The following is an 11,117-nucleotide window of genomic DNA, read 5'->3' on the forward strand; positions in this document are numbered from 1 at the left end:
TTAGCGCTATCCAACATTGATCAGACTCGCCGCTGCATCCACCGTCATCCGCATTTGTTCTCCCAGCTCGCGTAGCGGCTTGAGAGTGACTTCCCCTGCCCCCGCCTCGTCATCGCCGATGATCAGCGCGTAGCGCGCACCGCTGGCATCCGCCTTTTTCATCTGCGACTTGAAGCTGCCGCCACCGCAATGCAGGAGCACGTGCAAGCCTTGGTCGCGCAACTGTTCAGCCGCCACCATGGCAAATTTATTTGCCGCATCGCCCTGGTGCACCAGATAAACATCGGTGGCGACCCGAGGCGCCTGAAATGCGTTCTCCTCGAGCAGTGCGAGCAGCCTCTCCACACCCATGGCGAAACCGCAAGCCGGCGCCGGTTTGCCGCCAATCTGTTCGATCAGGCCGTCGTATCGACCTCCCGCGCACACCGTGCCCTGTGCACCGAGCTGGGTGGTAACCCATTCGAAAACGGTAAAATTATAATAATCCAGTCCACGCACCAGACGCGTGTTGATCTGATATTCGATACCGGCATCACGCAGCATCACCTGTAAATCCTCGAAATGCTTGAGCGACGCCTCGTCAAGATCATCCAGCAACTTCGGCGCCGCCTCGATCAGTTCCTGCAGAGCCGGATTCTTGCTGTCGAGTACCCGTAGCGGATTGGTGTGCAGGCGCCGGCGCGAATCCTCGTCGAGTATGTCGACATGCTGCCCAAGATAATGCACCAGGCGGGCACGGTGACGAGCACGATCCGCACTGCTGCCCAGCGTGTTGATCTGCAGGGCAAGATCGGACAGGCCGAGCCGCTTCCACAGTCGCGCCGTCATGATGATGTGTTCGGCATCCATGTCCGGCCCAGCATAACCGAGCGACTCCACCCCGACCTGGTGAAACTGGCGGTAGCGCCCCTTCTGCGGACGCTCGTGCCGGAACATCGGCCCGGTGTAATAAAGGCGCTGCGGCGCATTGTACAGCAGGTTATGCTGGATCGCCGCGCGCACGCAGGAGGCAGTACCTTCAGGCCGTAGTGTCAGGCTGTCGCCGTTGAGCGCATCGACGAAGGTATACATTTCCTTCTCGACGATGTCCGTAACTTCTCCGATGGCGCGTTTGAACAGCGCGGTCTGCTCGACAATCGGCATGCGGATGCTGCGGTAACCGTAGCTGCGCAGCCAATCCTCCACGGTGTCCTCGAAAAACGTCCACAGGTCTGCATGTTCAGGCAGGATATCGTTCATCCCGCGTATGGCTTGAATTTGGCTCATTACTTTTGTGATTCTTGTTTCATCCGGGCAATACGGTCGCGAACCTGTCGTTCCAACTGATCGACTATCTCACCTTCCGTTACTTTGTAGGCAGGTTTGCCATCTACATAAAGCAAATTGGGAGAACCACCGGCGATACCGAAATTTGCCTCGCGCGCTTCGCCCGGCCCGTTTACCACACAGCCCATCACCGCCACATCCATGTGTTCGAGCACATCCTCGAGGCGCGCTTCCAGGGCGTTGACTGTCTTGATCACGTCGAATTCCTGGCGCGAGCAGGACGGGCAGGCAATGATGTTGATCCCCTTGCTGCGGATGTGCAGGCTCTTCAGAATGTCGAAGCCGACCTTGACCTCTTCTACCGGATCGGCCGCCAATGAAACCCTGATGGTGTCGCCGATGCCGGCGGCCAGCAACATGCCGAGGCCAATCGCCGACTTGACGCTGCCGGAACGCAGACCCCCCGCTTCGGTAATACCGAGGTGCAGAGGTTGCTCGATCTGGGCGGCGAGTATCTTGTACGCCTCGACCGTGGTAAACACGTCGGAGGCCTTGAGACTCACCTTGAAATCCGGAAAATTCAGGCGATCGAGGATCTCGATATGGCGCATCGCCGATTCCACCAGGGCCTCGGGAGTGGGCTCGCCATATTTCTTTTGCAGATCCTTTTCCAGCGAGCCGGCGTTGACACCGATGCGGATCGAAATACCATGGTCTTTGGCCGACTGCACCACCGCCTGCACGCGATCCTCGCGCCCGATATTGCCGGGATTGATGCGCAAACAGTCAGCACCCAGCTCAGCGACACGCAGAGCAATTTTGTAATCGAAATGGATGTCGGTGATCAAGGGGACCGGCGAACGCTTTTTAATCTCGCCGAAGGCTTCCGCAGCCTCCATGCTGGGAACGGAAACCCGTACGATATCCACGCCGGCCCTCGTTGCGCGATCGATCTGGGCGAGCGTCGCCTCGATGTCGCAGGTTTCGGTGTTGGTCATGGTTTGTACGCTGATCGGCGCATCGCCGCCGACGGCGACCGAACCGACCATGATCTGCCGGCTCTTGCGGCGGGGTATTTCAGGTTTATACATGGTTTACTCGATGCTCAGTCGCGCCACATCCACCTTGATATGGGGCGCAAGGTCAACAGGCTTGTCGTTGTAAGTCAGTTTGACATGAGCGGCATTGCCAATCACCAGGGAAAATGGCGGGTTGCCGCGCACCGACTGCTGGCTGCCTTTCGAATTCAACTGATAAAAAATAACCTTGCCGTCTTTATCCTTCACCTCGACCCAGGCATCGCCATCAAATATAAACTGCAGACGCTGGCCACCGACCTCCGCCGAGGAAGGAACAGAGGAAACTGGAGTCTCTGCAGTAGCCGGAGCAACCGGGACAGCAACGGGTACAGTTGCAGGCGCAGGTACAGCAACCGTCTCGACAGCTTGATTCGTGACGGGCGCCGTCTGAACCGGAGCCTCAGCCTGCGGCAACGACAGGACCATCGAGGTTTCTCCAGCGGACTTCACCGGCACATCCTGGGGCGAGGGTTGCCCCAGGAATAATTGATACCCTCCCCAGGACAAGACCAGTATGACCACACCGATGATAGCGGCATATTTCGCCCACGGCTTTCCGGAATGATCGCCAAACGGCATCAGCCTGCGCTTGCCGCCAAATTCGATCCTGCTCGTCGGCACGGCAATCGACTGAGCCTGAGTCGGCTCGGGATGGCAAAGTGCCAGCAACGCTTCGGGATCGAGCTGCAGCAACTTGGCATAATTACGCAGAAAGCCACGCAGAAATGTCTCGCCCGGCAGGCTGGCGTGGTCATCCGCCTCCAGTGCCTCGATCTGCCGAGAAGAAAGCCTGAGTTGACGAGCTACTTCAGCCACGCTCAAGCCAAGCCGCTCACGCGCTTCAGCCAGCGTCTTGCCCGCACTCGGCCTGACCTCTGTCTGCTGCTCAGCAGTATTAACCTCAAATTCTTCAGTCACTCAATACCTCACGCTGTTAGGGCCTGCAAACGAATAACCAGAACATTCTGGCTGCACTGGCGGGGCGCGCTGCGGCGTTGCCGGTCGCTTGCATGGAATGGCCATGCAGCGCGCCCGGCGTCTTGCATCGCACCCCGCCAGCACACCCATAATTGTCCAGGATGTTCATTTACAGACCCTTACTCATATTTCCCGCTGCGCAACGCCTGGGCTTCGGGCGAATCGGGAAAGGTTTTCCTCAGTTGCAGGCCATAACTGGCTTCGTCGCTGCGGTTGCCCAGCCTGCGTTCGATGCGCATCCCCAGCCACAAGCTTTCCGGTGTCGGTGCGGCAATCTGGAAAAACTGATTAATAAATTTCCTGGACTCGCTGTAGTTTCCACGCTTAAAGTTGATATCTGCCAGGTGGAATAGTGCCTGAGGCTGACGGGGTTGAAGCTTGACCGCTTTCAGCAGAAATTCCTCAGCCTCGGCGTCGTCATTTTTCTTACGTGCACAAATCCCGGCGTTGAGATAAGACTTCTCGGGTGTCGCGTACAGGGGATTCTTAAGCGCCGCCATGAAATGCCGGATAGAATCGTCGATTTTGCCGCGCTGGCAAAGAAACCAGCCGTAATTGTTGTTGGTGTCGGAATCAGTGCTGTTCAGACTGAGCGAGCGGCGGAAGTTCTCTTCCGCCTTGTCATCCTCCCGCAGCGTCATGTAAACCAGGCCCAACATGTTATAGGCCGACGCAAAGCTGGAATCCGCCCGGATCGCCATATTCAGCTCTTCCAGCGCCACACCTAACTGACCGGAGCTAAAATAGGCCGCGCCCAGATCAGTGTGGACCTGGGCGCGCTGGCGCGCATCGGTCTGCTCTTCCGCCGATGCGTACCCCCCCACCAGAAGGCCGGCTCCGAGCACAATCAGAAATAACATCCGCTTCAGGTTTTGCTCCCTGCTCATGCAGCCACCTCATCAATCACCATAGCGTTTCCCACTGAATCATGTCGGCGACCGGCTGCATACGATCCCACACGGGCTTTAGCCCGTAGCGGGCCGGAGTCCCCTTGTGGGGCTATCGCGGCCGGTCGCATCCAGCCTGCGGCCGGAACCTGCTCCCTGCTCATGCAGCCACCTCATCAATTATCATGGAGCTTTCCCCAGAGTCATGTCGGTGGCCGGCTGCAATCGCGGCCGGTCGCATCCAGCCTGCGGCCGGAACCTGCTCCCTGCTCATGCAGCCACCTCAATTTTTATCGTGCGCCTGGTTTTATCCTGCACTTTACCGGCCAGCTGGCCGCAGGCGGCGTCGATGTCGTCGCCACGAGTTTTGCGTGTCGTCACCACACGTCCGGCTTCGATCAAAATCGCTCCAAAACGGCGAATGACATCGGCGGGCGAACGCTTGTATTCAGAATCCGGGAATGGATTGAATGGGATCAGGTTGAACTTGCATGGTACGTCGCGCGTCAGGGCGACCAGCTCACGCGCATGCGCGGGGCTATCGTTGACGCCGTCCAGCATGACGTATTCGAAAGTAATGAAATCCCGCGGAGCATCGACGACATAACGACGGCAGGCCGCCATCAGCTCGCTTAGCGGGTATTTTTTGTTGATTGGCACCAGGATGTCACGCAGCGCATCGTTCGGCGCATGCAGAGAAACCGCCAGCGCTACCGGGCACTGCTCACGCAGGCGGTCCATGGCAGGGACAATACCGGAAGTACTGACCGTCACACGACGACGCGACAAGCCATAGGCGTTGTCGTCCAGCATCAGGTGCAACGCGGTCACAGTATTGTCGAAATTGAGCAGAGGCTCACCCATGCCCATCAGCACCACGTTGCTGATCACGCGTTCATTGCGCGGCGTGCAGCCCAGTGCCTTGTTCGCCCACCACAACTGGCCGATGATCTCAGCCACGCTGAGATTGCGGTTAAAACCCTGCCGTCCGGTAGAGCAGAAACTGCATTCCAGCGCGCACCCCACCTGTGAGGAAACGCACAGCGTACCGCGATCCCCCTCGGGGATGAACACAGTTTCAACACCCTGCCCTGCGCCGACGTCGAGCAGCCATTTACGTGTGCCATCGTCAGAAATCTGCTCCTGGATCAAGCGGGGCGGCTCGACGATTGCCAGCCCTCCCAACTTCTCCCGCAGCGCCTTGGACAGATCGCTCATCCGGGAGAAATCGCTTTCCCCGAACTGATGCATCCAGCGCAGCAGCTGCTTGGCGCGGAACGGCTTTTCGCCGCTTTCCGCGAAGAAAACAGAAAGTTTTTCTTGGTCGAAGTCGAGCAGGTTGACAGTCATTAACGAGTATAGACTTCCATCGACGGGAAGAAATAGGCAATCTCAATCTTGGCATTATCCAGGCTGTCGGAGCCGTGCACGGCGTTAGCATCAATGCTCTCGGCGAAATCGGCGCGGATAGTGCCCTTGTCGGCCTTCTTCGGGTCGGTGGCGCCCATCAGCTCGCGGTTCTTGGCAACAGCGTTCTCGCCTTCCAGCGCCTGCACCATCACCGGACCGGACATCATGAATTCGACCAGATCCTTGAAGAAGGGACGCTCGCGATGAACCGCGTAGAAGCCTTCAGCTTCGGAACGGCTAAGATGAATCATGCGCGAGGCGACGATTTTCAGGCCATTGCTTTCGAAGCGGGAATAAATTTTGCCGATCACGTTTTTTGCCACTGCGTCGGGTTTGATGATTGAAAGGGTACGCTCGACAGCCATTTGTTTTCTCCAGAGTTTCTTGATATTGCTTAAATTTAAAACGTGTAAAAATACCACATTTATCACTTAAAATAAACGTCTTATGCGACCTTAACCCCCTGCGCTGTTGCGGCCGGGCATATCGTGCTACCATGAAGCGCAGCCGGATTTTCCATTAAAACAAGGACAAGACCATGCCGGAGCAACCGTCACTCGACGAACAAAACGAGGTCAAAAAACGCGCCATCCGACGCGTTATTGTCGCTTCTGTCCTGGTGGCAGCCGCCATCGCAGCGCTCACCGTCCTGACCCGCTACAAATCGGAAGCGCCAGTCACCCGGACCACCGCGCCGGGCACCGTGCTTCCCCCCGTCACGCAACCCGAACCTGCTACGCCGGCCCCGGAAGAAATGGCCGCCCCGCCAACTACTCTGCCAGAGCAAGAAGCTCAACCCACCCCGCCACCGCCACCACCACCGGAGGTAGTGAACGCACCCACGCCAGGCACGCCGGCCGGACTGGCACCAAAAGCCGCCAAACCAACGCCCGTCAGGCCCGGCACTGAAGCCGAAGTTTCCGCCCGCCCCGCCCCGGTCAAGCCTGCCGCCGCACCGCCTCAAGCCGCTACCCGAGCACCCCAGGAAATGCAGCCCGCTCAACCGGCAAAAGCCATCTCCGAAAGAGCCTTGCCACATGCCGAGCCCGTCCCCAAGGGTTATACCGTGCAGCTCGGGGTCTTCTCCAACCCGACCAATGCCCTGCAACTGCAAGAAAAACTGGCGCAGAACGGCATCAAGTCCTACACCGAAACCAGACTCAACGTCGGTCCTTTCCAGAGCAAGACCGAAGCCGACCAAGCACTGGCGAAGATCCGTGCCATGGGCATCAGCGCAGTGGTAGTGCCGGTTAGGTAAATCCGGCCATGTGGCAGTATGCGCTGAAAATTGCTCTCACTACGGCCATCATCGTGGCCGTATCCGAAATCGCCAAGCGCAGCTCGTTCTGGGCCGCAGCACTGGCGTCATTGCCGCTCACGTCGCTGCTTGCACTCATCTGGCTCTATGTCGAAACCGGCAACACCCAAAAGGTCGCCGCGCTTTCGCAAGGCATTTTCTGGCTGGTTATCCCGTCGCTGCTGCTGTTCGTCCTGCTCCCTCTGTTATTACGTGCCGGCTGGGGGTTTTGGGCCAGCCTCAGCACCGCCTCGGCGGCTACTGCTTCGGCCTATTTCGGCATGGTATGGTTACTGGGACGACTTCACATCAACACTTAGATATCAAAACCCCATCAGCAGCAACCACATCGGCAGCGTCACCAGCGCCAGCAGCGTGGTCACCATCACTTGGGCGGCGCTGATGCTGCCGTCCCCGCCCATGCGCATCGCCAGCACGTAAGACACCGTCGAGACCGGTAGAGCGGCCATCAGCACGGCGATGTGGAAATACACCCCGGACAGGCCGAAGGCCGATGCCAGCCCCCAGGCAATGGCGGGCAGCACCAGCAACTTCACGATCACGCCATACCACAGGGTTCCCCGGTGGCGATTCAAACTCTGTAGCTTCAAGCCGGCGCCGACGGCGATCAACCCCATCGGTAGTGAAGCCTGGGAAAGAAGCGCGATCGGGCGCTGCAATAAATCCGGCAAATGCAGCCCAGCCAGGCTGAAGGAAATCCCGCCCGCAGTGGCCATGATCAGTGGGTTGAACAGGATTTCTTTCAGCCAGTGGCCCTCGCCGTGGCGCGCCAGCGCCCACACCGAGGCCACATTGGCCATCGGCACCAGAAAACCCATCAGCAGGCCGATCGCCGCCAGCCCATCCTGACCATGGATAGACCCTGCCACGGCCAGTCCCACGTAGCTGTTGAAGCGAAAAGAAGACTGGAACGATGCAGCAAACACTTTGGGTGGCGCGTGGAATAGATATTTCGCAACATAACCGAGGATCATGCCAGCCAGCATGTAAAGGGTGGCCACCTCCAGCATCGGCGTGGCCGCGCCCAGATCGATCTCGAAACCGGACAGGGAATGGAACAGCAGTGCGGGAAAAAACACGTAGTAAACCAACCGGTCCAATTGCGGCCAGAAATCGTCGCTCAAACGGAACCAGCGGCGCAGCCCGTAGCCGAGCAGGATCAAGGCAAAGATTGGGAAAACGGCCTGCGCAACGGACATGTCGCCTCAACTCGGATGTTAAGCAAGAACGCGCCCCGCAATCAGGCGGGGCGTTGCTAAGAAGAGCTAAATCAGTTTACTTATACAGCAGATGCGGCAGCCACAAGGAGATTTCCGGCACGTAGGTGATCAGGCCGAGATAGAGCAGCATGACGCCCACCCACGGCAGCGTCGCGATAGAAACCTCGGTCAGCCCCATCTTCGCCAGATGGCTGGCAACGAACAGGTTCAATCCCACCGGTGGATGGATCATGCCGATTTCCATATTCACCACCATGATGATGCCGAGATGGATCGGGTCGATGCCCAGTGTCTTGGCAATCGGCAGGAACAACGGCGCCAGAATCAGGACGATGGAACTGGGCTCCATGAACTGCCCCGCCGCGATCAGGGCTAGGTTCACCACCAGCAGGAACATCCAGGGCTCCAGATGCTGCGCCACCACCCAGGTAGACATCGCCTGCGGGATTTGCTCCGAAGTCATCAGGAAGGAGAACAAGATGGCGTTGGTGATGATGTACAGCAACATAGCGCTGGTATTGGCCGCACTCAGCAGCACCTTGGGGACTTCTTTCCACTTCAGGTCGCGATAAATAAACATCGCCGCCAGGAAAGCGTAGACCGCAGCAACCGCCGCCGCCTCGGTCGGGGTGAAAATGCCGCCGTAAATACCGCCGATGATGATGACTACAAGAAACATTCCCCACCAGGCATCCCTGAACGATTCCCAGAATTCCTTGGACGTGGGTTTAGGCTGGGTAGGAAAACCATTCCGCCTGGCCTGGACATAGACCAGCGTCATCATGATGATCGCAAGCAAAAAGCCCGGCACGATGCCGGCAATGAACAGCTTGCCGGCGCTCTCGCTGGTGGCAACCGCATAAATGATCATCACGATGGAAGGAGGAATCAGGATGCCCAGCGAGCCGGCTGTGGTAATTACCCCCACGGCGAAACGCTTCGGATAGCCGGCCTTCACCATCGCCGGCAGCATCACCGAGCCGATCGCCATGACTGTGGCCGGACTGGAGCCGGAAATCGTGGCGAAGAAGGCGCATGCCAGCACTGCGGCCATTGCCATGCCACCCGGCATCCACCCCACCACATTATTGGCAAAGCGGATGATGCGTTTGGCGATTTTTCCGTCGATCAGGAATTGACCGGAAAGCACGAAGAACGGCACCGCCATGATGGCGTAGCTTTCCAGACCGGTGAACAGGCGCTGCGAGATGATGTTGACGGTGTCGAACGAAAATGACGAAAATCCGAGCAGGAACGTCAGCACGGTCATGCCGAGCGCGATGGAAATCGGCGTGCCGGTGATGAGGAGCAGCAGCAAAATGGAGATGATGATCAGGAAAGTCATGGCCGCACCTCCTGCTCGGCTTCACTGTCATCCGCTGCAAAAACATGCGTATGGATACGACCGCTGCGGAAGAAGAGCAGCATCGCCTGGATGAAACGGTAGCACATCAGGCCGGAGCCGAAAGGGATCGCCAGGTAGATCACCCACATCGGCCATTCCAGGTCGGGCGAAACCTGGCCGGTACCGTAGATGAAGATCACCCAGCGCGCACCGAAAAAGGCAATGACGCCGGTAAAAACCACGCCCAGCGACATGGCGGTAATAATCAGCAAACGCTTGATCGAAGGACGTGCCGCGTTAACCACGAAATCCACGCCAATGTGGATGCCGGTGCGCACGCCATAGGCGGCGCCGAATTTTGCCATCCAGATGAACAGATAGATGGTGAGTTCCTGCGCCCAGCTGATGCCGGCGCCGCCCAGATAGCGCATCGTCACGGCGGTAAACGTAACCAGCGTGGCGGTAGCCATGAAGGTGATGATCAGGGTTTCTTCCAGACGATCCAGAATACGGTTAATCATATCGGCGTCGCTATAATTTTCAAACCTTGAGAAAAAGACCCCGGCGCAAGGCCGGGATCCGGGAGTTGCAGCTCAATTACTTTTTGGCCGCGCGCTCCTTCTCGACCTGGGCCGCGGTGGCGTATACGGACTGGATGATGTCCCTGCCAATCACGGCCTCGAACTCCTTGTGCACCGGCAGCAACGCCTTATGCCACTCGATCCGTTCCTTCAGGGAAAGAACGTAGATCTCCGTGGTCTTGGCCGCCTTCACCTTGGCCATTGCTTCGTCGTTTTCCTCCTGAGCGATACCGCGCTCGAACACAGTCGTTTCCTTCATCGCCTGAGTCAGCGCCTCGCGAATATCGGCCGGCAACCCCTCCCAGAATTTCTTGTTCACGATCACCGCATAGCCCAGGTAGGCGTGATCCGAAATCGTCATATGTTTCTGCACCTCATGCATCTTCTGGGTGTAGAAATTGGACACCGGGTTATCGGTACCATCCACCACGCCCTGCTGCAAACCGGTGTACACTTCGCTGAACGCCATCACTTGCGGGTTCGCGCCAAGTGCCTTCATCATCGCATCCGATACTTTCGACTGCTGGATGCGCATCTTCAGACCCTTGAAATCCGCCACGGTGTGCAGCGGCTTGTTCGCGCTCATCTGTTTGAAACCGTTGTCCCAGAATGCCAAGCCCATCACGCCCTTGGTCTCCAGTTTGGCGAACAACTTCTTGCCGACATCACCGTCCATGACGCGGTACAGGGTTTCCTTGTTAGGGAAAATGTAGGGCAGGTCGAACACCTCGAATTCACGTGCTCCCATCGGGCCAAACTTGGAAAGCGACGGCGCCAGCATCTGCACCGCACCTATCTGCAAGGCTTCGATTTCTTCCCTATCCTTGTAGAGTTGGCTATTCGGGTAGACTTCAACCTTGACCTTGCCTTTGGTCTTCTCCTCCGCCAGCTGCTTGAATTTCTCTGCCGCGCGACCCTTGGGCGTGTCGGGAGCCACCACATGACTGAACTTGATGACGATTTCCCCTGCGGCATTGGCAAGCGTGCTGACCCCGAGGGCTAGAACAAACATCATTGCTGTACGAAGTTTCAT

At 57.9% G+C, this 11,117-nt stretch carries 12 protein-coding genes; 2 read left to right on the forward strand and 10 right to left on the reverse strand.

Annotation, left to right across the window (positions count from 1 at the left end; all coding sequences use genetic code 11):
• Positions 1-6 precede the first annotated feature (6 nt).
• The 6 genes from hisS to ndk form a co-directional block, all read right to left on the reverse strand.
• Positions 7-1,266, reverse strand: coding sequence for a histidine--tRNA ligase (gene hisS / locus SCT_RS04760; RefSeq protein ID WP_059419689.1), 1,260 nt, complete (start codon positions 1,264-1,266; stop codon positions 7-9).
• Entirely contained in the window at positions 1,266-2,357 is a 1,092-nt protein-coding gene (gene ispG, locus SCT_RS04765; RefSeq protein ID WP_059419691.1) for a flavodoxin-dependent (E)-4-hydroxy-3-methylbut-2-enyl-diphosphate synthase, read from the reverse strand. Before ispG ends, hisS begins: the two co-directional genes overlap by 1 nt.
• Before the next feature lie 3 nt (positions 2,358-2,360).
• Positions 2,361-3,263, reverse strand: a complete 903-nt coding sequence (locus SCT_RS04770; RefSeq protein ID WP_059419693.1) for a RodZ domain-containing protein — start codon at positions 3,261-3,263, stop codon at positions 2,361-2,363.
• A 179-nt stretch (positions 3,264-3,442) separates the two neighbouring features.
• The gene (gene pilW, locus SCT_RS04775) at positions 3,443-4,210 is read right to left on the reverse strand and encodes a type IV pilus biogenesis/stability protein PilW (RefSeq protein ID WP_059419695.1); all 768 of its coding nucleotides are present in this window, start codon (positions 4,208-4,210) and stop codon (positions 3,443-3,445) included.
• Between the two features lie 270 nt (positions 4,211-4,480).
• Positions 4,481-5,560, reverse strand: coding sequence for a 23S rRNA (adenine(2503)-C(2))-methyltransferase RlmN (rlmN, locus tag SCT_RS04780; RefSeq protein ID WP_059419697.1), 1,080 nt, complete (start codon positions 5,558-5,560; stop codon positions 4,481-4,483).
• Positions 5,560-5,985 (reverse strand): nucleoside-diphosphate kinase, encoded by a 426-nt coding sequence (gene ndk, locus SCT_RS04785; RefSeq protein WP_059419701.1) that lies wholly within the window; start codon positions 5,983-5,985, stop codon positions 5,560-5,562. Before ndk ends, rlmN begins: the two co-directional genes overlap by 1 nt.
• 173 nt (positions 5,986-6,158) lie before the next feature.
• Here ndk and SCT_RS17625 point away from each other — a divergent pair, with 173 nt between their 5' ends.
• Entirely contained in the window at positions 6,159-6,878 is a 720-nt protein-coding gene (locus tag SCT_RS17625; protein WP_059419703.1) for an SPOR domain-containing protein, read from the forward strand.
• Positions 6,879-6,886: 8 nt separating this feature from the next.
• The gene (locus SCT_RS04795) at positions 6,887-7,237 is read left to right on the forward strand and encodes a DUF3147 family protein (RefSeq protein ID WP_059419705.1); all 351 of its coding nucleotides are present in this window, start codon (positions 6,887-6,889) and stop codon (positions 7,235-7,237) included.
• A 3-nt stretch (positions 7,238-7,240) separates the two neighbouring features.
• Here SCT_RS04795 and SCT_RS04800 read toward each other — a convergent pair whose 3' ends face one another.
• From SCT_RS04800 to SCT_RS04815, 4 genes are all read right to left on the reverse strand, one after another.
• Positions 7,241-8,137: an AEC family transporter gene (locus SCT_RS04800; RefSeq protein WP_059419707.1), complete on the reverse strand. Its 897-nt coding sequence runs from the start codon at positions 8,135-8,137 to the stop codon at positions 7,241-7,243.
• A 76-nt stretch (positions 8,138-8,213) separates the two neighbouring features.
• Positions 8,214-9,503 carry a TRAP transporter large permease gene (locus SCT_RS04805; protein ID WP_059419711.1) on the reverse strand — a complete coding sequence of 430 codons (1,290 nt, stop codon included), beginning with the start codon at positions 9,501-9,503 and terminating at the stop codon, positions 8,214-8,216.
• A complete protein-coding gene (locus SCT_RS04810) occupies positions 9,500-10,024 on the reverse strand; it encodes a TRAP transporter small permease (RefSeq protein ID WP_059419713.1) in 525 nt (174 codons plus the stop codon). Before SCT_RS04810 ends, SCT_RS04805 begins: the two co-directional genes overlap by 4 nt.
• 76 nt (positions 10,025-10,100) lie before the next feature.
• Complete coding sequence (locus SCT_RS04815) at positions 10,101-11,117, reverse strand: TRAP transporter substrate-binding protein (RefSeq protein ID WP_059419717.1); 1,017 nt, start codon at positions 11,115-11,117, stop codon at positions 10,101-10,103.

It is taken from the genome of Sulfuricella sp. T08 (genome assembly GCF_000971475.1).
Classification (GTDB): domain Bacteria; phylum Pseudomonadota; class Gammaproteobacteria; order Burkholderiales; family Sulfuricellaceae; genus Sulfuricella.